18 protein-coding genes are annotated in these 22,360 nt (G+C 50.2%); 17 read left to right on the top strand and 1 reads right to left on the bottom strand.

Going from position 1 to position 22,360, the window contains the following annotated elements:
• Positions 1–255 precede the first annotated feature (255 nt).
• The 4 genes from pnp (at position 256) to dut (ending at position 5,272) form a co-directional block, all read left to right on the top strand.
• The gene (gene pnp / locus L3D05_RS14730) at positions 256–2,355 is read left to right on the top strand and encodes a polyribonucleotide nucleotidyltransferase (protein ID WP_239616963.1); all 2,100 of its coding nucleotides are present in this window, start codon (positions 256–258) and stop codon (positions 2,353–2,355) included.
• A gap of 196 nt (positions 2,356–2,551) precedes the next feature.
• Positions 2,552–3,520: a polysaccharide deacetylase family protein gene (locus L3D05_RS14725; RefSeq protein ID WP_439647952.1), complete on the top strand. Its 969-nt coding sequence runs from the start codon at positions 2,552–2,554 to the stop codon at positions 3,518–3,520.
• A 65-nt stretch (positions 3,521–3,585) separates the two neighbouring features.
• Positions 3,586–4,866, top strand: a complete 1,281-nt coding sequence (locus L3D05_RS14720; RefSeq protein WP_239616960.1) for a M16 family metallopeptidase — start codon at positions 3,586–3,588, stop codon at positions 4,864–4,866.
• On the top strand, positions 4,829–5,272 hold the full coding sequence (gene dut, locus L3D05_RS14715; RefSeq protein ID WP_239616958.1) for a dUTP diphosphatase: 444 nt from the start codon (positions 4,829–4,831) through the stop codon (positions 5,270–5,272). The genes L3D05_RS14720 and dut overlap by 38 nt, the downstream gene beginning before the upstream one ends.
• A 431-nt stretch (positions 5,273–5,703) precedes the next feature.
• On the opposite strand, the gene L3D05_RS14710 is transcribed toward dut, so the two are convergent.
• Entirely contained in the window at positions 5,704–6,636 is a 933-nt protein-coding gene (locus L3D05_RS14710) for a transposase (RefSeq protein WP_239616957.1), read from the bottom strand.
• A 462-nt stretch (positions 6,637–7,098) separates the two neighbouring features.
• Between L3D05_RS14710 and dpsA the strand changes: the two genes are divergently transcribed.
• The 13 genes from dpsA (at position 7,099) to ymfI (ending at position 22,207) form a co-directional block, all read left to right on the top strand.
• A complete protein-coding gene (gene dpsA / locus L3D05_RS14705) occupies positions 7,099–7,998 on the top strand; it encodes a dipicolinate synthase subunit DpsA (RefSeq protein ID WP_239617290.1) in 900 nt (299 codons plus the stop codon).
• Positions 7,995–8,591, top strand: a complete 597-nt coding sequence (locus L3D05_RS14700; RefSeq protein ID WP_239616955.1) for a dipicolinate synthase subunit B — start codon at positions 7,995–7,997, stop codon at positions 8,589–8,591. Before dpsA ends, L3D05_RS14700 begins: the two co-directional genes overlap by 4 nt.
• Before the next feature lie 36 nt (positions 8,592–8,627).
• Positions 8,628–9,671: an aspartate-semialdehyde dehydrogenase gene (locus tag L3D05_RS14695; protein WP_239616953.1), complete on the top strand. Its 1,044-nt coding sequence runs from the start codon at positions 8,628–8,630 to the stop codon at positions 9,669–9,671.
• Between the two features lie 78 nt (positions 9,672–9,749).
• Positions 9,750–10,967 (top strand): aspartate kinase, encoded by a 1,218-nt coding sequence (gene dapG / locus L3D05_RS14690; protein WP_239616951.1) that lies wholly within the window; start codon positions 9,750–9,752, stop codon positions 10,965–10,967.
• A gap of 22 nt (positions 10,968–10,989) precedes the next feature.
• Positions 10,990–11,868, top strand: coding sequence for a 4-hydroxy-tetrahydrodipicolinate synthase (gene dapA / locus L3D05_RS14685; protein ID WP_239616949.1), 879 nt, complete (start codon positions 10,990–10,992; stop codon positions 11,866–11,868).
• Positions 11,869–12,181: 313 nt separating this feature from the next.
• Positions 12,182–13,861 carry a ribonuclease J gene (locus tag L3D05_RS14680; RefSeq protein WP_239616947.1) on the top strand — a complete coding sequence of 560 codons (1,680 nt, stop codon included), beginning with the start codon at positions 12,182–12,184 and terminating at the stop codon, positions 13,859–13,861.
• Between the two features lie 117 nt (positions 13,862–13,978).
• On the top strand, positions 13,979–14,728 hold the full coding sequence (locus tag L3D05_RS14675; RefSeq protein WP_239616946.1) for a ClpP family protease: 750 nt from the start codon (positions 13,979–13,981) through the stop codon (positions 14,726–14,728).
• Entirely contained in the window at positions 14,725–14,985 is a 261-nt protein-coding gene (locus tag L3D05_RS14670) for a YlzJ-like family protein (RefSeq protein WP_239616944.1), read from the top strand. The genes L3D05_RS14675 and L3D05_RS14670 overlap by 4 nt, the downstream gene beginning before the upstream one ends.
• A 63-nt stretch (positions 14,986–15,048) precedes the next feature.
• Positions 15,049–17,736 (top strand): FtsK/SpoIIIE family DNA translocase, encoded by a 2,688-nt coding sequence (locus L3D05_RS14665; RefSeq protein ID WP_239616943.1) that lies wholly within the window; start codon positions 15,049–15,051, stop codon positions 17,734–17,736.
• Between the two features lie 162 nt (positions 17,737–17,898).
• Complete coding sequence (gene sleB, locus L3D05_RS14660; RefSeq protein WP_239616941.1) at positions 17,899–18,681, top strand: spore cortex-lytic enzyme; 783 nt, start codon at positions 17,899–17,901, stop codon at positions 18,679–18,681.
• 231 nt (positions 18,682–18,912) lie between these two features.
• Positions 18,913–20,193, top strand: coding sequence for an EF-P 5-aminopentanol modification-associated protein YfmF (gene yfmF, locus L3D05_RS14655; protein WP_239616939.1), 1,281 nt, complete (start codon positions 18,913–18,915; stop codon positions 20,191–20,193).
• A gap of 2 nt (positions 20,194–20,195) precedes the next feature.
• Positions 20,196–21,476, top strand: coding sequence for an EF-P 5-aminopentanol modification-associated protein YfmH (gene yfmH / locus L3D05_RS14650; RefSeq protein WP_239616938.1), 1,281 nt, complete (start codon positions 20,196–20,198; stop codon positions 21,474–21,476).
• The gene (gene ymfI / locus L3D05_RS14645; RefSeq protein WP_239616936.1) at positions 21,473–22,207 is read left to right on the top strand and encodes an elongation factor P 5-aminopentanone reductase; all 735 of its coding nucleotides are present in this window, start codon (positions 21,473–21,475) and stop codon (positions 22,205–22,207) included. The genes yfmH and ymfI overlap by 4 nt, the downstream gene beginning before the upstream one ends.
• The last annotated feature ends 153 nt before the right edge of the window (positions 22,208–22,360 follow it).

Raw genomic sequence — 22,360 nt, 5'->3', positions numbered from 1 at the left:
CCCGCACGAAAGCAACCTGGCCACGCCGAATGGGGCTCAAAGCCCTTTTCGGCATCAGGTTGCTTTTTCCCATATAAGGGATACAAATCCTAACCGCTAGATGCCTAAGCAAGGGTTTGGCAGGAAATAATGGGAAGAGTGTCGAAATTACATAAAGTTATTTGCCCAAGGTGAATCGATCGCGAGCGTTATGCATCGCCTTGGTCTACTTGGAAGAAGTGACGGGCGAAGCTCGCACTAGAGGAGGGAATAGGCTTGGAACAACGCGTTGAAATGTTGCTGGGCGGTCGCTCGTTTGCTTTGGAAACGGGGCGCTTGGCTAAGCAAGCGAATGGAGCAGTTGTCGTTCGCTACGGAGATACAGTGGTTCTGTCCACTGTCACGGCTTCTAATGAGCCGAAGGATCTTGATTTTTTCCCGCTTACTGTTAACTATGAAGAACGGTTATATGCAGTAGGTAAAATTCCCGGCGGTTTTATTAAACGGGAAGGGCGTCCAAGCGAGAAAGCGATTCTCTCCAGCCGCTTAACGGATCGCCCGATTCGTCCATTATTTTCGGAAGGTTTCCGTAACGATGTTCAAATCGTGAATCTCGTGCTCAGCGTTGATCAAGATTGTTCGCCTGAAATCGCAGCGATGATCGGAACGTCCGCAGCTCTTTCTATCTCGAATGTACCGTTTAACGGTCCAGTCGGAGGCGTAATCGTAGGTCGCGTTGACGGCAAATTTGTCGTGAACCCTACGCAAGCGCAAGAAGAGATCTCGGATCTGTTCGTTGTCGTAGCCGGTACGCGGGACGCGATCATGATGGTTGAGGCGGAAGCCAATGAAGTTTCTGAAACGGATATGCTGGAAGCGATCATGTTCGGTCATGATGAAATTAAGAAAATCGTGGACACGATCGACCAACTGGTTGCTGTCGCAGGCCAACCGAAGATGGAAGTCAAGCTTCATAGCGTAGATGCGGATGTGGAATCCGATGTGAAAGCTTACGCGCAAGCTCGATTAGTACAAGCTGTCAGCATCTCCGAGAAGCATGCTCGTCAAGAGGCAATCGATGCCATTAATGGCGAGACGGTCGAGCATTTTGGCGAAGCATATGCCGAAACGCCGAGCAAACTCAAAGACGTTAAAGAAGTATTGTACGATATCGTGAAGAACGAAGTCCGTCGTCTCATTACGCATGACAAAGTACGTCCTGATGGCCGCGGTCTGGCTGAAATCCGCCCGATTTCCAGCGATACGTCGATTCTTCCGCGTACGCACGGTTCCGGTTTATTCACTCGTGGTCAAACTCAAGCACTGAGCATTTGTACGTTAGGACCGCTTGGCGAAGTGCAAATCTTGGATGGAATTAGCCCGCAAGAATCGAAACGGTTCATGCATCACTATAACTTCCCGCCATTTTCCGTGGGCGAGGCACGTCCTTTGCGTCCGCCAGGCCGTCGCGAAATCGGGCATGGAGCATTGGGCGAACGGGCTCTGCTTAAAGTGCTGCCTTCCGAAGTGGAATTCCCTTACACGATTCGCTTAGTGTCCGAGGTTCTGGAATCGAACGGTTCTACCTCCCAAGCGAGCATTTGCGCTAGCACCTTGGCCATGATGGATGCTGGAGTTCCGATCAAAGCACCTGTTGCCGGCGTTGCGATGGGATTGATCAAAGACGGAGAGCACACTTCTATTCTGACCGATATTCAAGGGATGGAAGATCACCTCGGCGATATGGACTTTAAGGTCGCGGGAACGGCAGCCGGAATTACGGCAATCCAAATGGATATCAAGATCGACGGAATCGACCGTCAAATTCTTACCGATGCTTTGGCTCAAGCCAAAGAAGGTCGGATGTTCATTTTGGGTAAAATGCTCGAAACGATCCAAGAGCCGCGCAAACAACTGAGCAAATATGCTCCGAAAATTATTTCGCTCAAAATTCATCCGGACAAAATTCGGGATGTTATCGGCTCCGGCGGTAAAATCATCAATAAAATTATTGAAGAAACCGGCGTGAAAATCGATATCGAACAAGACGGTACGGTGTACATCGCTTCTACGGACGAAGCTGCAAACCAACGCGCCCGCGGAATCATCGAAGGGATCGTGAAAGAGGTTGTCGTCGGTGAAGTCTATACCGGAACGGTTAAACGGATCGAGAAATTCGGCTGCTTCGTCGAAATTCTTCCGAATAAAGACGGGCTAATCCATATCAGCCAATTGGCCAACGAACGAGTGGCGAAGGTGGAAGACGTCGTGAATATCGGAGACCAGATCGAAGTGAAAGTAACGGAGATCGATAATATGGGCCGTATCAATCTATCCCGCAAAGCTTTGCTCAACTCGGAGCAAGTGTCGGTATAACCCGGAATACAAACGCATAGGATGGACAAAAGAGACTCCAACAAGAAAGTCTCTTTTTGTTTTGCATAAATGAGGGCTTTCCAAGGGATGCTCACTCATAAAGCTTGTTATCCCGGCATAGGATGAGGCAGGGATTCGGGACAAGACGGGGGTGAGCAGTTTGAGAAGAAAGATACCTATAAGCATACTGGCGACCATGATTTTATGCTTGTCAGCCGTACTATTAGCGGGGACTTACGGACCCCTACAGCCTTATATACAAGCTGTCAAACCTCAATCGAATGTTGCTGCGGCACCGGTGCCGGCGAATGGCGCTATCGCCGAAGACCAATTAATGAATTGGATACAATCACAAGCGGCCAAGCATAACCAGCCTCCGGTTAACGCGGTAATCGACAGGGTTTGGAAAGCAATTCCCGGTTACGACGGACGTGTCGTAGATGTGCGGGCAACTTATGTTAAAGCGAAATTATTCGGTTCGGCCCCAGGCAACGACAAGGGATTTCCATGGATTTATCATGCCGTCAAACCGAAGATCGGTTTGCAGGATTTACCCGTTGAACCTATCTACAGAGGAAACCCGGCCAAACCGATGGTCGCTCTCATGATTAATGTAGCCTGGGGGGACGAATACCTACAGCTGATGCTCGATACTCTGAAAAAAAACGGCGTTAAAGCGACCTTTTTCTTCGATGGATCGTGGTTGGCTAAACATATGGATACTGCAAAGAACATCATCGCTCAAGGCCACGAAGTATCCAATCACGCGTATACCCATCCGGATATGAGCAAGCTTAGCGCGGCTAAACAACGAGAAGAAATCGGCAGAACGGAAGCGTTATTGAAAACGTTGGGCGCTAAAAATGTATGGTTTGCTCCTCCGTCTGGGGACTTTAATGAAAATACGGTCAAAGTGGCGTCGGAATATGGGCTTCGCACGGTGTTGTGGACTTTGGATACGGTTGATTGGATGAAACCCGAGCCATCAACGGTCATCGCTAAAGTATCTCGTAAAGTAACTGCGGGCACTTTGATTTTATTGCATCCTACTTCAACCTCGCAGCAGGCGTTAAGCGGAATGATCAAGGTGATCAAAGGAAAAGGCTATGAATTAGGTACCGTGTCGGAGACATTGTCTACGGATCGGGTGGACGATCGGTTGTGACAGATGTCGGAATTTGATATAGTTGTATCACTGTTCGTTAGGTATTCAGTAAAGGGGGAAATCGGATGAACAAGTATCAGCTGAAGAATGGTTTGCGCGTAATGATTGAATCTATCCCGACTTGTCGGTCGGTATCGTTCGGTATCTGGGTCAAAACCGGTTCCCGTTATGAAGATTTAGATAACAATGGAATATCCCACTTCATTGAACACATGCTGTTCAAGGGGACAAATCGACATAGCGCAAAAGATATAGCCGATCGTTTCGACGGAATCGGAGGCAACGTGAATGCGTTCACGTCCAAAGAGTACACGTGTTACTATGCTAAAGTACTGGATCAGCACCTGCCGATCGCGGTAGACATTTTGTCGGATATGTTCTTCGAGTCCCAGATGGCAGATGCCGAGCTTGCGAAAGAAAAGAACGTTATCCTCGAAGAAATTTCGATGTACGAAGATACGCCGGATGATACCGTTCACGATCTGGCTTCCCGTGCGGCTTATCACGATCATCCATTAGCCTACTCCATACTCGGGACAGCCGAACGCTTGAACGCAATGGGCTCGAACGATCTTCGCCAATATATGAATGAGCGTTATCGTATCGATAACACGGTTATCAGCGTGGCGGGAAACGTCGGAGAAGAAGTGCTTGAACTGCTGGAGCAACATTTTGGGCGATTTGATGTTAGAGGTAAAGATTCTGTATTGGAAATTCCGACTTTTCATTCGCAATCGTTGTTCCACCGTAAGAAAACAGAGCAAAATCATCTTTGCTTGACTTTCCCGGGTAGTTCGATCCAAGCCCCTAACTTGTATGCAATGATCTTGCTTAACAATACCATCGGCGGTGGGATGAGTTCGCGGTTGTTCCAAGAAATCCGGGAAAAACGCGGCTTAGCTTATTCCGTTTATTCTTATCATACATCTTATGCGGATAGCGGATTGTTCACCGTATATGCGGGAACGGCGCCGAAGCAAACGAAAGACGTTTATGATATTACGATGGAATTGTTGAATGATATTGCTGCGACAGGTTTAAGCGAGGCGGAGCTCTCGCGCGGCAAGGAGCAGTTAAAAGGGAATTTGATCTTAAGCTTGGAAAGCACCAGCAGTCGCATGAACCGACTGGGGAAAAATGAGCTGATGCTAGGCCGGCATTATACTTTGGATGAAATGCTGGAGCGAATAGACCAAGTTCAATTGTCCGATCTAAGCGATATTATGGAATCGATGATGGCGCAGCCTTGTGCGGTTGCACTTGTAGGCGCGAATGAGAAAGTGCTGTCGGGAATCGGGAGGGAATTCGTTGTATCCAATTCAGTTGAAGAGACTACCGGGGAATGAAGATGTTAGCTTGCCGCGCCAAATGTCAGAATGGGCGGCAGGATTTGATTTGCATGCTGCGGTTGCAGAGCCATTCGTGTTAGCGCCTGGAGAGCGAGCGCTTATTCCAACAGGATTCGCAATGGCAATGCCTCGTGAACTTGAGGCGCAAATACGGCCTCGCAGCGGCTTGGCATTCAAGCACGGAATTACATGCTTGAATTCGCCAGGGACGATCGATGCAGACTATCGCGGCGAAGTAAAAGTGCTGCTCATTAACTTAGGTCAGCAGCCCTTCACGATCGAGCGCGGCGAACGCATTGCTCAGATGGTTTTCCAGCAAGTCCCCCAAGTCAAGCTGGAAGAAGTGTCCGAGCTTTCGGAAACCGTTCGCGGCGAAGGCGGCTTTGGCCACACCGGCAAATAATGATCTTCATTGAAACAAGCACCTAGCCCAGCAGCTCTGTCTGTTAGCTAGGTGCTTTTTCTGTTGTTATCCCCTCGACTCAGTGGCAGACGGAGGTCTAATGCTCCATACAATTGTATCCCCACTATCCCCTTTTCTCAGTCAATCTGTGCGTATACGTTGGTATTTGGGTCGTATGGCCGCTATCCCCATCGCTCAGCCTGTATGTGATCTTGGTCTTACCAACCACTCTATATCCATCGCTCAGTGTACATGTCCCGATTTTCGTTAAATATTAGGTTGAATCTCCGTTTTCCCCTTAGTTCAGCCTTTATGCAGCAGGTTGCGGTGATGATGATATGGTTGTATAGTTGCTATCCCTTTTAAGCGGATTAACCTTGGAGGTTGAAAATTTGCAGATGAAAAGGCATGCGAATGAAATGATTTTTACGTTAACTGGCAGACCTTAAGTGGTATGCATATTGTACTCTTAACTTAGGCTGGATGTTCGGTTTGCGAATTAACTCCGGGTAAGTTGTAGCAGAGGTTGAGGAACACAGATGAATAAGATGGGAGAATGGGTCCAACGCTCGATCGGTAATTTTGCGAGTCATATTGTATCCATAGCAATATTGATCTAAGTATGCTTGAAGGTGCTTAGCTCCAATCCCTTTAAAAGTGGAATTAATCCATCCGGAAGCACAAGAGCTGATCTGGAGAAGATGCCTGTTTCTGTCTTTACTATATTTAAGGGTTATGGCAATCACTTCTGTTGCATTGGGATCGACGTGCTTGTGAATAAAAGGATGTTTATTCAAAGGACAAGTAAATTGGGGATAAGAGCATTCCTCAACGGCTTGTTTGATTTTGATATGGGTGAATTCGCCGTTACCGTTCATGGTCGCTCCGATGAGAAGAGGTTGTTCCTGCGGATGTCTGAATACCGTAGGGTTGTAAGGGCGACCGTATTGAGCAAAGTTAATGCGCACGATTCCTTTTAACAGTTCATCTTGTTCAGCAATGGCCATAGCATGACGAATTTTGTGGCAAATCAGCCAAGCAGTCTTATAAGTCGTTCCAATAAGAGCGGCTAAACGTAGGGCGGTAATCCCTTTGGGCAACGAATGCAGATAAATTGCCAGCATCCACAGCCTGATGGGAGTCCGGCTTCTTTCCATGATCGTACCGGATATAAGGGAGGTTTGTTTTCCGCAAGAGTTGCATTCATAAAGAGGCAATCGGCGAGTCGTAATCGTAATCGCTTGCCGGCTTCCACAAGCCGGGCAGCAAAAACCGGTTGGCCAGCGAATCTCGAGGAGTTTTTGAATCCAGTAGGGCTCGCTAGATTTTGTTAGACAAAATGCAGTCATCTCAGTCGGTTCCATAGTACCCCCCCCCCCATAAAAAAGAACATTTGTTCTTGTTTCATTATACCAAACATATGTTCGTTTTTAAAGAAAAATTTCTATAAAATAGAAAAAATAATGAAGAACAGTGTTGAACCGGCTGAGTCAATGGGATAGTGGTGCAACGAGAAAATGAGATGTATTCAATGCTATTGTTCAAGGGTGGCTGAGTCAATGGGATAGTAGTGCAACGAGAAAATGAGGCGCATTACAATGCAATGCTATTGTTCAAGGGTGGCTGAGCGAGAGGGATAGTGGTTGCAGCAAAAGAGAGACGGTGGGTTCAAAAGCTACATATGCCACTGAGCGAACGGGATAAGGGAAAATGAATAGGGGATAAGCCGCTGAAGGCGATAGTATTTCAAATCGATTGATCGGCACCCTGGACTGGGCGTATGCATACGATGTGCTATGCAAGAAAGCCGAAAGGAGGGGGCTGCAATACTTACGGGAGTACAAATCGTTCTCGCGGGTGGAGATGCCCGGCAGTTGGAAGTGATTCGGCGGTTAACGGAGCTGGATGCCGCGATTACGATCGTAGGTTTCGATAGGCTGGAAACGCCTTTTAGCGGAGTCGTTAAAGCGGAGTGGTCTCCGGACGTTCTTACTCAGGCCGATGCTTTGATTTTGCCTGCGGTTGGAACGGATGATGAGGGAATCATAGCGACATTATTCACGGATCAGGTTTTAAAATTGACGGATGCCCATCTTGCAGCGCTCCCTAAAACCAGCAAAGTCATTACGGGCATGGCAAAACCATACCTTGCAAAGCTATGCGAAAAATATCACGTAGACCTTATCGAGCTTTTCGAACGAGATGATGTGGCGATCTACAATTCGATTCCGACTGCGGAAGGCGCATTGATGATGGCGATACAGAATACCGATATTACGATTCATGATTCGAATTGCATCGTTCTCGGCCTCGGAAGAACGGGGTATACGATGGCTCGAACTTTGAAGGCGATAGGTGCGCACGTTAAAGTCGGAGTACGTAAAGACGAGGCTTTTGCACGTGCGTTCGAGATGGGTTTCGAACCGTTCTATATGCCTGAATTAGCGCGTCAGGTGGGGAATATCGACTTGATTTTTAACACAATTCCGACTATGATAATCACAGCACAAGTGATCGCACAACTTCCCCTGCGCGCATGTATTATCGACCTGGCCTCTAAGCCTGGAGGAACGGATTTCCGTTTCGCCGAGAAAAGAGGAATCAAGGCGCTGCTTGCTCCCGGATTGCCTGGGATCGTAGCCCCGAAGACCGCAGGCCGAATCATCGCGAATTGTCTGACCCAGATCATTCTGGAAGACAACCGATTACGGGGGAATAGACCATGAGTTGGCAGGGAATCACAGTAGGATACGCTTTATCCGGTTCTCACTGCACATTAGAAGAAATTTTGCCGCAAATTCAGCGTTTTGTAGATGCGGGCGCGAATGTGGTACCTATCGTTTCAACAACAATTATGACTACTGATACCCGTTTCGGAACGTCGAACCACTGGCAAGAAAGTTTGCGTGCCATTACCGGCAATGAAATTATATCTTCTATAGTAGACGCCGAACCGCTTGGTCCTTCCAAGTTGCTAGATGTATTAACGATTGCGCCTTGCACCGGTAATACCACAAGTAAATTGGCTAATGCCATGACGGATGGGCCAGTGTTAATGGCGGCAAAAGCGCAAATGAGAAACCAACGCCCGCTAGTTCTGGCGATTTCTACTAACGATGGCTTGGGATTGAATGCGGCTAACATTGCCAAGCTGCTTATTATGAAAAATATATACTTCGTTCCGTTCGGACAGGACAATCCGATTGCAAAGCCGAATTCGTTAGTAGCTAGGATGGATCTTGTCATGGAAACTTGCGAAGCAGCGCTTCAAGGGAAACAGTTACAACCTTTGCTCATAGAGCGTTTCTTACACGCTTGAGATAGCCTTGCCACAGCCGAGGGGAGTAAACACGAAATGTCGTCGCAACAGTTGTTTCATGTCGCTGTCGTGGGAGCGACCGGTGCAGTTGGGGAACAAATTCGCAGATTGCTTGAAGTACGGAACTTCCCGATCGCTAGCTTGAAGCTGTTATCGTCAGCCCGTTCCGCGGGATCAACGATTATGTTCAAGGGAAAACCGGTAACGGTCGAAGAAGCTACGCCGGAGAGCTTTCGCGGCGTAGATCTCGCATTGTTCAGCGCCGGCGGAGACGTTAGTAAGGCTCTTATCCCGCATGCGGTTGAACACGGGGCCGTATGTATCGATAATACGAACGCCTACCGAATGGATCCGGAAACGCCTCTTATCGTACCGGAAGTGAACATGGACAAAATTAACGAGCACAAAGGTATTATTGCAAACCCTAATTGCTCTACTATTCAAATGGTTGCGGCGCTTAAACCGATTTACGATCGCTACGGCATCTCTCGAATTATCGTATCGACGTACCAAGCCGTCTCCGGTGCCGGTGCTTCCGCGGTAACGGAAATGTTAAGACAATCTTCGGAGGTATTGGCAGGCAACGACGCCAATCCCGCAATTCTTCCGGTATCTTCCTTACCGGTGAAACACCAAATCGCATTTAACGTTATTCCTCAAATCGATAAATTTCAGGATAACGGCTTTACTTTAGAAGAGATGAAAATGATTCGAGAGACTAAAAAAATCATGGACGACGAATCTCTCCAAGTAACCGCAACTTGCGTTCGGGTACCGGTCGTGTATGGACATTCCGAATCCGTATACGTAGAACTAAAGAAGGATTTCGATGTCGAGGAAGTCAAGTCGTTGCTGTCCGACTCCCCGGGGATCGTGCTTGTCGACGATCCGTCAGGACAACAGTATCCGCTCGCAACGGATGCTGCCGGCAACAACGAAGTATTCGTAGGTCGGGTGCGGCGCGATCTGTCTAACCCTCGCGGCCTGAACCTGTGGATCGTCTCCGACAATCTGCTTAAGGGCGCGGCTTGGAATGCGGTACAAATCGCCGAATACATCGCGATCCCTCAGCAAGCATAACCTAATAGACAATGCGGCAGAATTCCTATCTTTTCTTTCCTTCACTTCTCCATCCTAATAAGAGCGGAGGAAAACGAGATGGACCTGATTGTACAGAAGTTCGGTGGGACGTCGCTGTCCGATGACCAAAGTCGGCGCCACGTCCTCCGTCATATTATACGGGAGCATGAAGCCGGCAACAGCCTTGTCATAGTCGTATCCGCAATGGGACGAAGCGGTGAGCCGTATGCAACGGACTCGCTGCTCCATCTCGTTCAACTCAATGGAAACTCGTTGCCAGCAAGGGAGAGAGATCTTCTGCTCAGCTGCGGGGAGCTCATATCCGCCTCGGTGTTATGTAGTTTATTGAACACCGAAGGGATCCCTTCCGTTACGTTAACGGGAGGACAGGCCGGCATATTGACGGATGACCGTTTCGGATCGGCTCGTATTACGGAGATCAAGACGGAACGGATACACAAACATCTATCTGAGGGTTTGGTTGTTATCGTCACGGGGTTTCAAGGGATGACTTCGGAAGGTGAGATTACGACTTTAGGACGCGGAGGCAGCGATACTTCAGCGACTGCTCTAGGCGCAGCTTTGAGTGCAAAAGTTGTCGATATTTATACCGACGTTGATGGGATACTGACCGCAGATCCGCGTTGGGTAAGCAATGCGCGCCCGTTGTCTTCCGTCAGTTATGAAGAGATATGCAATATGGCACAGAACGGGGCAAAAGTCATCCATCCTAGAGCTGTTGAAATCGCGATGAAGGCTGGAATACCGGTTCGTGTCCGCTCTACGTTTTCTGACAGCGAAGGAACGTTAGTCACGCACGCGCAAGCTTTGCGCAATCAGGGCATATGGCACGACAGGACGGTCACGGGGCTTGCTCACGTTAGGCATGTTACGCAATTAGGCGTTGTGAATCACAACGGTCCCGCTGACTTGCAACTGAAGGTTTTTCGTGCGATGGCGTCGCATGGGATCAGCGTCGATTTTATCAACGTCATGCCCACGGGCGTTCATTATACGGTATCCGAGAACGATACGCACAAAGCGATTCATTTGCTTCACGAATTAGGATTCGAACCGCATGTGCGCGAAGGATGCGCCAAAGTGTCCGTCATCGGAGGCGGGATGAACGGAGAACCCGGAGTCATGGCTATTATCGTGGAGGCCTTGTCGGATTCCGGTATTCCGATTCTGCAATCCGCGGATTCCAATACTACCATATGGGTGCTAATATCCGAAGAAGATTTAGCGAAAGCACTGCAAGCGTTGCATACGGCTTTCGGGTTACATCTTGCTTAGGAATATAGAGGAGGACATAGTAATGAGTTTCGGTCGTTTAATTACAGCAATGGTAACTCCGTTCGACGAACAGCTGAATATCGATTGGGAAACAACGGGGAGATTGATCGATTATCTGATCGACGAGCAGAAATCCGAAAGCTTAGTGGTCTCCGGGACAACCGGCGAATCACCAACGCTGTCAGATGAGGAAAAAGTTGAATTGTTTCGTTTTGCGGTAAAGCATGCTGCCGGTCGCTGTAAAATTATTGCCGGAACGGGCAGCAACGAAACCGCCCATTCCGTTCAATTGACCAAAAAAGCCGAACAAGCAGGCGTTGATGGCATTCTGCTTGTAGCTCCTTACTACAACAGACCGACGCAAGAGGGAATCTACCAGCATTTCCGTACCATTGCGGAAGCAACGACCTTGCCTGTTATTTTGTATAACGTCCCATCGCGGACAGTAGTAAGCATGTCCGTGGAAACCACGCTGCGGTTGGCCCAAATTCCGAACATCGTCGCGACGAAAGAATGTGCATCGTTAAGTCAGATGACGGAAATCGTGAGTGGCGCTCCTGAAGGCTTTATTCTATACAGCGGGGACGACGCGGTTACGCTTCCGACATTGTCTATTGGCGGATACGGAATTATTAGCGTAGCAAGCCATGTGGTCGGAGCTAAAATGAAACAACTGATCGACGCTTATCTCGAAGGCCGTGTCCATGATGCTAAAAAGCTCAACGAAGAGTGTTATCCTTATTTCAACGGGTTGTTTAATTGCCCGCACCCTGTACCGAACCCGGTTGCCGTAAAGTACTCACTTTCGTTGCGAGGCATACCCGTAGGTGGAGTACGCCTTCCTTTGGTGGACGTGAACGAAGAGGAAGCGACCTTCTTACGTAAACTCAACGAGTTATAAATAGGAGTTTGTCGGCTGCCCGTTGCTTCTCATGCGCAAACCGATGTCCTCCGGACATCGGTTTTTTGCGCGATCAGATGAGCTGAAGTGCATCGTACTTCCGTTCATCTGATCGTTCGATACATAGGTTTGCTCTTATCTTAACGACAGCGAATCCGTTTAACTTGACAGGGAAAGATAATATCGTCGATCTTGTATTTCCTGAATTGCTTCATGTATAATGATTGAGAGTGATTGGGTGCGGCTAATATTTTAGCAAATTGAAAATTTCATATCGATCGGGAGCGTCGAATGGATCTAGGAGGTACTAGGAGTGTCAAAGAAAAACAACCAAGATAAATTACTGATATTCGCGCTCGGTGGCGTTGGCGAAATCGGCAAAAACATGTATTGCGTCCAGTATGGAAACGACATCGTGGTCGTAGATGCTGGATTGAAATTCCCGGAAGAAGAGATGCTCGGAATCGACGTCGTTATCCCGGATATTTCCTATTTGTTGGAAAATCGTGACAAGGTGAAGGCCATTCTGCTTACGCATGGACACGAAGACCACATCGGAGGATTACCGTACGTTCTGAAACAGCTTAATATTCCGATTTACGGAACGAAGTTGACGCTAGGCTTAGTAGAAAACAAATTAAAAGAAGCGGGACTGCTAGGCGATACGAAACGGCATTTGATCAATGAGGCTTCGGAGCTGACTTTCGGAACGATTAAAGCTAGCTTCTTCCGTACGAACCACAGTATTCCGGATTCCGTAGGTGTTTGTTTGGAAACGCCTGAAGGTCTTGTCGTGCATACGGGGGACTTCAAGTTCGACCATACGCCGGTCAACGACCAGTTCGCGGACTTGCAGCGGATGGCTGAAATCGGCAGCCGCGGCGTGTTAGCGTTACTATCGGACAGCACGAACGCGGAACGCGCGGGTTACACGCCATCGGAGAGCAATATCGGCAGAGAGTTCGAATCGTTATTTCGCAGCGCAAAACAACGCGTAGTCGTAGCTACGTTCGCTTCTAACGTGCATCGGATTCAGCAAGTCATTAACGCAGCCGCGGAAACGCGCCGCAAAATGACGGTAATCGGCAGAAGCATGGTCAACGTCGTGAACATTGCTTCCGAGTTGGGCTATCTGAACATTCCGGAAGGCATGTTGATCGAACCGGAAGAAGTGAACAAGCTTCCTGCGGATCGCGTCGTTATTCTGTCAACCGGCAGCCAAGGCGAGCCGATGTCGGCTCTTACCCGCATGGCGCGTTCTACTCACCGGAAAGTCGACATTTTACCGGGAGATACCGTTATTATCGCGGCAACTCCGATTCCGGGTAACGAACGTTATGTTGGACGTACTGTCGATGAATTAATGCGTTTAGGTGCAAGCGTTATCTATGGTCCAGGCTCGGTGTCGGGAGTTCACGTATCCGGTCACGGTAGCCAAGAGGAACTTAAGCTCATGCTTAACCTAATGCGTCCGGAATATTTCATTCCGATCCACGGCGAGTATCGGATGCTTCGTCATCACGGCTTGCTAGGAGAATCGGTAGGAATTCCGAAGGAAAACATCTTCCTGCTCGATATCGGAGATACGGTCGAAATTCAGAACGGCGCGGCACGCAAAGCGGGCAAAATCCCTTCCGGCAACGTACTTATTGACGGACTTGGAGTCGGCGATGTCGGAAACATCGTACTTCGCGATCGCAAGCTGTTGTCCCAAGACGGAATTCTGGTTGTCGTCGTTACGTTAAGCAAACAAGACGGTACGATCATGTCCGGTCCTGATATCATCTCTCGCGGTTTCGTGTACGTTCGCGAATCCGAGGGTCTGTTGGAAGAAGCTAATCGCATCGTGACAAGCACGCTGCATAAGCTGATGAACGAGAACGTAAACGAATGGGCGTCGCTTAAGACGAATGTCAAAGACGCGCTCGGCCGTTTCTTATACGAGCAAACGAGAAGAAGACCGATGATCTTGCCGATCATCATGGAAGTATAGAAAGACTGACCCACACTCACTTAAAACCGTTTTCCACCGCAAATGCGGCAGGAAGACGGTTTTTTTTATGTAATTCGCCCATACTATGTCATGCCGTACATCGAAGGAGGCCTCATCATGACCGAAGAAACGAAATCAGGGGAAACGGCGGAACAGCCCGCCCCTTCGGACGAAGGACGCAAGTCAGCCGCTGCGACGGAATCGCTCGTTCAGCTTGGCCAAACCTCTATTCCTTCGGGAGAGAGCAATATTTTCTGTCTGACGATCATTGGACAGATCGAAGGGCATCTCATGCTTCCGCCGCAAAATAAAACGACCAAATACGAGCACGTCATTCCGCAATTGGTCGCCGCAGAGCAGAATGCCAAGGTAGAAGGGCTCCTGATCGTACTCAATACGGTCGGAGGGGATGTTGAGGCGGGGCTGGCGATCGCGGAGATGATCGCTTCTCTGACGAAACCGACGGTAACGATCGTGTTAGGAGGCGGACATTCCATAGGCGTTCCGATCGCCGTGTCAGCGAACTACTCGCTAATCGCCGAAACCGCCACGATGACCATACATCCGATTCGAATGAACGGACTTGTCATCGGGGTACCGCAAACGTTCGATTATTTGGAGAAAATGCAGGAGCGGGTAACCCGTTTCGTCACGCGCCACTCCCGCATTTCGGAGGATGTATTCAAGCAATTGATGTTTAAGACGGGAGAGCTGACGAGAGACATAGGTACGACAGTCATTGGAGGGGATGCGGTCAAACACGGATTGATCGATTCCGTAGGGGGATTAGGGGAAGCCTTGAAGGAATTGAATCGCCGGATCAATGAGCGCAAAGCTAACGCTACGGAAGGAGGAGCTCAGACGTGACGATCTACACGGCATTGCCTATCGAGCTAGTGTTAGACGGGATACAGGAAGAGCCGGGGCCGTTCGTCGAAGTGACGGTTCAAGGCATCACGATGCAAGTGATCCCAACCGCGCCTGGAATGGGGAAGATCGTCCGATTGATCGCGGCTCCGCTCGACGTTTACTTATTGTCGGAATATGCCCCCGGTCAAACGGTCTGTTATTATCCGCCAACTGAGCCTAGTCCGGTGCAAGAGCTTACCGACTTTGGAATGTAGTGCCCGAGAGCCTGCCAACCTCCCTTCAACTGTGATATAATGTTGAACCGGGAGGTGGCAAATTTGGCCAAGCGCAAAAAGAAGCGGGCTTCGTTCGGAGCCAGCTTGAAATACGAAGTTTACGGAATCGTGCTTATTACGTTATCCGTTATCGCCATCTCCGGTGAAGCCGCGGTCGGAAGGTCTCTTTCCAAGCTGTTCGGCTTTCTGCTAGGGAAGCATTATTATTTACTTGCGCTGGTCGGCGTTTGGGTAGGATTATATGTGATGGTTAAACGCAGCTGGCCGAGAGGCTGGACAGCCCGGCGTTCCGGGTTCGTACTCGTCTCGTTGGTCGTGACGCTATGGAGCGCGATGGCTGCGATCGATAATAGCCTTGGAATGATGGATTCGGTTACTCCGTCGAGCATCGTTAACCAGACGATGGCCCAACTCAAGGAAATGCTATGGCGGTCGCCGCCTGTCGACAATATTAAGGTGTTCAATGCCGACGTCGGTGGGGGAATCGTCGGTGCCCTGCAATATTCCGTACTCTATTGGCTATTCGGATATTACGGGGCTAAATTCGTCTTATTAATAGAGATTGCCATTGCAGTCATGTTAGTTACGAATCGTTCTTACGTAGAAATCGGACGTTCCATTCGCTTGTTCTTGCTCAGAGTGATGCCCTTGCTCGCCGCGCGTTTCGCATCCGGCAGGAAGCTTCTATCCGCAAAGGCGATTCCGGTCAACGGATCGGGCAGGAGCGGAAGAAGCACAAGAGCGGCACCTCAGGCGGCTATCCCGACATTGCCTGACGATGTTGGAATGGACGAGCCGGCTTTAGTTCCGCGTGCCAGGAAGACTCCGTTATTTTTCCAACTGTTCCACGGCAAACCGGAACGTGATCCCAACTTGGCGCAGGACGAGCATTGGGACGATGACGAACCGATTAGCTATTCGAGTAAGCCCGTTACTCAACAAGGCGCTCCTGCCGAGCATTTGAACGAGCAGCATCCGCAGGAAGCTCCTGAGATGCATCCGCAAGCGGTGTTGGAGGCCGAGGAAGAAGAAGCAGGTGAACCGATAGCAGGTGAACCGATAACTCCAAGGTTTACGGATTTCACGGCGCAAGGCTACCCCGACTATGAATGGGACGAGGAAGCTGAGATGGAACAGCAAGCTATGCCTCTCGCAACGGATGAACCTACGGTATCGAACGCGGGTCCCGTTGATGCTGCGGATCTTGGACAAGACATCGACGAAGAGCTTGATTTGAAAATAGGAGAATCGTCGGAAGCGGTCGTCGCTCCGGCGCCGAAACCGGTTCGCAAAATCCAGAAGCCTTACCGGTTGCCTGGCGCAAATTTGTTAGATAAGCCGCCTAGCGGAAGTAAATCGGGCAACCCTGCGGATTATATGAATACGGCCCGGAAGCTGGAGGCTACGCTGGAAAGCTTCGGCGTTAGGGCGAAGGTGTTGGACGTGGCGCGAGGACCGGCGGTGACCAGGTATGAGCTGCAGCCGGACGTCGGGGTGAAGGTAAGCCGCATCGTAAGCTTAACGGACGATATCGCGCTGGCATTAGCAGCCAAAGATATTCGAATGGAAGCACCGATTCCGGGTAAAGCGGCGATCGGGATCGAAGTTCCGAACAATGAAGTAAGCGTCGTCACGTTACGGGAAGTGCTGGAAACGCAACCGTTCCAAGAATCGACGGCTAAGCTTACGATTGCATTCGGCCGCGATATTTCCGGTCAGCCGATCGTCGGCAATCTGGCGAGAATGCCGCATTTGCTAGTAGCGGGAGCAACAGGCTCCGGTAAATCCGTTTGTATTAACGGAATTATTACTAGCTTGCTATACAAAGCGAAGCCGGATGAGGTTAAGTTTCTGATGATCGACCCAAAGATGGTCGAGCTTAACGTATATAACGGGATCCCGCATTTGCTGGCGCCGGTTGTCACCGATCCTAGACGCGCATCGTTGGCGCTTAAGAAAATCGTCGTGGAGATGGAGAAGAGGTACGAGAAATTCTCCAAATCGGGAACTAGAAATATCGAAGGGTATAACGCTTTAATGCTGAGCGGAGACAACCCCGATGCCGTTCTGCCATATATCGTCGTCATAGTGGACGAGCTCGCCGACTTGATGATGGTTGCGGCGGGGGACGTGGAGGATGCGATTTGCCGATTGGCGCAAATGGCGCGGGCATCCGGTATCCATCTGATCATCGCCACGCAACGACCGTCGGTAGACGTCATTACCGGCGTCATCAAAGCGAATATCCCAAGCCGGATCGCGTTCGGCGTATCCTCTCAAGTCGATTCGCGGACGATTCTCGATATGGTCGGAGCCGAGAAATTGCTCGGTCGAGGCGACATGCTATTCCTGCCGATGGGCGCGTCCAAGCCGATTCGCGTTCAAGGCGCGTTCTTGTCCGATGGCGAGGTAGAAGCGGTCGTCGGGTATTGCCGCGGTCAGGCGGAAGCGGAATATAACGAAGATCTCGTTCCGGAGATCGACGATACGGTAACCGATGAGCCCGCTGAAATATTGGACGAGCTGTTCGACCAAGCGGTGCAAATCGTTCTGGAGGCGAAACAAGCATCCGTCTCCTTGCTCCAGCGGCGCATGCGCATAGGCTACACGCGCGCGGCAAGGCTGATCGATTCGATGGAAGCCAAAAGCATTGTCGGGCCTTACGAGGGCAGCAAGCCTCGCGAGGTGCTCATGACGATGGAGCAATACCAGCAGCGCATTCCCTCATAGAGTTCCATGTACATAGAACAAGAAAAGCCCGCAGCCTCAATGGAGGTCTGCGGGTTTTTTGGTTCGTAAGCAGAAAGCATGCAAAAATGGGTATAAGAGCCTTTGCCCTTTCTCATACTAACGGTCGAAGACCAACATGGAAAAGGAAAGGCGTGACCTTAAGTGAGTTATCGTCTAGTGATTTTAACCGTATGCGTCGTATTTGGCTTGCTTGGGCTTTATACGATACAGCACACCACCCAAAGCCGCGAAACGTTCAGCAACGCCATTCTGAAGGTGGGCTCTTCGGGGAAGGACATCTACGAGCTTCAAGGCCGCCTGAAGGCGCTCGGGTACTTCAACGGCAAGGTAGATGGCCAATTCGGTGCCAGCACGAAAAACGCAGTCACTTGGTTCCAGTGGAAGTTCGGGATGAAATCGGATGGCATCGTCGGAGCAAAGACAAAGCTGAAGCTATGGAATGCGACTAAGGATTGGAGACCGACTGCCGAGGATCTACCACAAGCATCTAATGGCGGCGGAGGCGGTCAGGGCAACGAAACGCCTACCGGGAACAATAACAAGTTACCCGCATCCAATAACCTTGGGTTCACGGAGAAGGATATGAAGATGATGGCTAACGCCGTTTACGGGGAATCCCGCGGCGAACCGTACGAAGGCCAAGTCGCAGTCGCCGCCGTTATTATCAACCGGGTGAAGTCGTCGGAATTTCCGAATACGGCGACAGGGGTTATTTTTCAACCGGGCGCGTTTACGGCCGTCGCGGACGGCCAAATCTGGTTGACGCCCAACGATAAGGCCGTCAAAGCCGTAAAAGACGCGATGAGCGGCTGGGATCCAAGCGATGGCTGTCTCTACTACTTCAATCCGGAGACGGCTACGTCCAAATGGATATGGACCCGTCCGCAGTACAAGACGATCGGCAAACACATTTTTTGTAGATAGTGCGATCAATGTGCCTGGCCGTGCCCGGCTGCCGTTGAAATAAGATCGTTTTGAATGGTCGCCAGTGCAACCAACCAACGCGCCAATGGCGTCGCGGTTGGTTGTCGCGTTTTCGGGACGGGTATTCGCTTTCCAACATTTGCTTCCTGTTCGTCCAATCGGTTAGAATGGGGCTGAAATGCTTACGATGAACGCTTTAAGTAGCGATTTTACCTAAAGGAGCTTGAGAGGATGTCGGAACAGTTCCAGAGAGGTGTGTGGGGACGGCTACGTTTGCACGTGCTGCCGACCAAACGGTTTAAAACATTCGCCGTATCTTTGTATGCGGGAGTCCCATTGTCCGAAGATCGAGTCACATCGGTTGCGCTTACTCCTTTCGTGTTAAGGAGAGGAACTCAAGCGTACCCTGAGACTTTATCGTTCCGCGAAAGATTGGATGATCTGTATGGCGCGGGATTTGGATTTGATTTGTATAAGCGGGGAGATCACCAGATCGTTCAGTTCCGGTTGGATATTATCAATGACCGTTTCGTATCGGCTACGGAATCTCTGTTGGGAGAAGCTTTGCATTTTCTCGGTGAAGTGGTTACGGCTCCGGCGCTAGAAGACGGACATTTCCGCAACAAATACGTGGAAGCGGAGAAAACGACGGTCAGCAAAAGAATAGACGCTATTATCAACGACAAAATCAGGTACGCTGCAGAACGCTGCGTGGAAGAGATGTGCAAGGATGAGCCATTCCGGTTGCTTGCGTTGGGACGCAAAGATCAACTGACGGAGTTAAATGCAGAAAATCTGTACGAAGCCTATCAGCAATGGCTGCGAGAGGCTTCGTTCGACCTGTACGTTTCCGGCGACACTTCCTTGGAAGAGGTGCAATCGTTAGTCGAGAAGTCTTTTAGGCTACCGGCTGGTCAACCTTCATCTTATTCCGCTCCGACGCTTCGGAAAGCCCGCGCGGAAGTGCAGACGATCGTAGAGAAGCTGGATGTTGGCCAAGGAAAGCTGAACATGGGATTGCGAGTAGGAGAGACTTACGGTAGTAACAAATATGCGTCTTTACTCGTCTATAATGGGCTGCTCGGCGGATTTCCCCATTCGAAGCTGTTCGTGAACGTTCGTGAGAAAGCAAGCTTAGCCTATTACGCTTCTTCCCGGTTGGACGGCCACAAAGGCATCCTGACCTTGCAATCAGGCGTTGAGATTGCGAACTACGAACGCGCGGTCACGATCATAAGAGAGCAGATCGAAGCAATGAAAAAGGGCGATTTCGCCATGGAGGATTTTCACCGTACGCAGGCCATGATCGTAGGCCAACTGAGAGAACTGCAAGATTCGGCGTTCGAGCGAATCGCGTTTGATTTCAGCAACGTGTTATCCGGGGTGGAGCGAACGGGGGAAAGCTTTATCGCCGAGATTCAAGCGGTAACGCCGGAGAACGTAACGGCTGTCGCGCAAGGCGTAGAGCTGGACACGATTTACTTCTTGCGTGACCGGAAGGAGGAGGGCTGAACATGACGGCTAAACCATATCCGAAGCTTCAGGAGACGCTGTGGCAGGAGAAGCTTGACAACGGCCTGGAGGTATTTATCCTTCCTAAGCCGGGCTTTACTAAAACTTATGCCACCTTCACGACGCGTTACGGCTCCATCGATAACCACTTCACCCCTCCCGGTGGGGAAACGATCAAAGTGCCAGATGGTATCGCGCATTTTCTGGAACATAAGATGTTTGAGGAGCCGGAAGGCGATATTTTCTCCCAATTCGCTACGCAAGGCGCCTCGGCAAACGCCTATACGAGCTTCGACAGGACGGTGTATTTATTTACTGCAACCGGAGAAATCGAAGCTAACTTGGATACGCTGCTTCATTTTGTCCAGAACCCTTACTTTACGGACGAGAACGTGGAGAAGGAAAAGGGCATCATCGTGCAGGAGATCGATATGTACCGGGACAATCCGGACTGGCGCGTTTATTTCGGGCTAATCGAGGCGATGTATGAGAAGCATCCGGTCCACATCGATATCGCGGGCACGGCTGATTCCGTCCGGTCCATTACGAAGGAAATGCTGTACGATTGCTACAATACGTTCTACCACCCGACCAACATGACGTTGTTTATCGTCGGAGGAATAGATCCGCAAGAAACGATGGAACGGGTAAAACGGGATCAAGCGAAGAAATCGTTCCCTGAGGGCGGAGAAATCAAACGTCTGTTTGAAGAAGAACCCATTCAGGTTAAAACAGGTAAAAAAGAGCTTTTTCTTCCAGTCTCATTGCCGAAATGCTTATTTGGCTTCAAAGAAGAGCCAGGGGACGAGAAGGATGCCGTTCGGCGGGAGCTAGCCAGCAAACTGATGCTAGAGGCGTTGCTCGGGTCAAGCTCGACGCTGTATCAGCAATTGTACGACGACAACCTGATCTCGGACGGCTTCGGACATGAATACAATACTGGGCCGGGTTATTCTTTCTCGATCATCGGCGGTGAAACGAGAGACCCCGACGAATTGGTCGCAAGGGTTAGCCAAGCGTTGTACGATGCGGCTAGTAACGGAATTTCCTCTGAAATTTTCGAACGAACGCGCCGTAAAAAAATCGGGGCTTATCTGAGAATGATGAACAGTCCGGAATCGATCGCGAGCGAATTTACGCGTTATCGGCATAAGGGCGGAGACTTGTTCACTGTAGTTGAAGTATATGAGAGCCTGACGTTGGATGAAATCAACGAGAGGATCAAGGAGCACGCCAATCCGGATCGGCGGGCCATCTCGATCGTGCGGAGCGGACCGGCGTGAAGCGCGTAGCTCTTGTGACGGGCGCCTCCCGCGGCATCGGTGCCGCGGTAGCCCGTCGGTTGGCGGCGGATGGCGTGGATGTCGCCATCCAGTATTATTCGGCGGTGGAGGCTGCAGAGGGCGTTGCCGACGAATGTAGAGGCAGTGGCGTGCAGGCGATCACGCTGCAGGCCGACCTGCGGTCCAAAGCGTCGACGTTGAATCTGAAGGAACAGTTGGATCGATTGCAATGGGTTCCGGATATTGTCGTCCATTGCGCGGGAATGGCTCACTATGGCCTGATCGATGATATGGACGATACCCTCTGGGATGATCTAATGAACGTGAATTTGAAAGGCGCATTTTATTTGACCCAGTCGTTCGGCCCAGCAATGAGATGGAAACGGTGGGGAAGGTTCGTTCATCTCTCCAGCATATGGGGAGAGATCGGCGCAGCCGGGGAAGCCGCTTACGCGGCTTCCAAAGGCGGGCTTAACGCGTTCACGAAATCGGTCGCCAAGGAGATGGCTTCTTCGGGTATAACGGTAAACGCCGTCAGTCCGGGCGCCATAGACACGGACATGTTGTCGACGCTTGATCGCGATGATCGTGAACAATTGTGCCGGGAGATTCCCGCAGGACGTCTCGGACGAGCCGAAGAGGTGGCGCAGCTTGTCCGATTTCTCGTTTCGGACGACGCCCATTATATTACGGGACAGACGTTTGGTCTAAATGGCGGTTGGCATATGTAACCTCGTTAAGCTTGGATCAGTTGCCCTTATCGCATAGTTAGACATCGTTGAGGACATATTAGCTTTAATCGCTTCACCCTCTTTGAAATATTAGCCTCCATTTGGAGGCTTTCTTTTCATCAAAATAAAACTTTATAGGACTTTTGGAGTAAT

This window comes from Cohnella mopanensis (assembly GCF_022352055.1).
Taxonomy (GTDB): Bacteria; Bacillota; Bacilli; order Paenibacillales; family Paenibacillaceae; genus Cohnella; species Cohnella mopanensis.
This window is presented reverse-complemented; position numbering and strand designations above follow the sequence as displayed.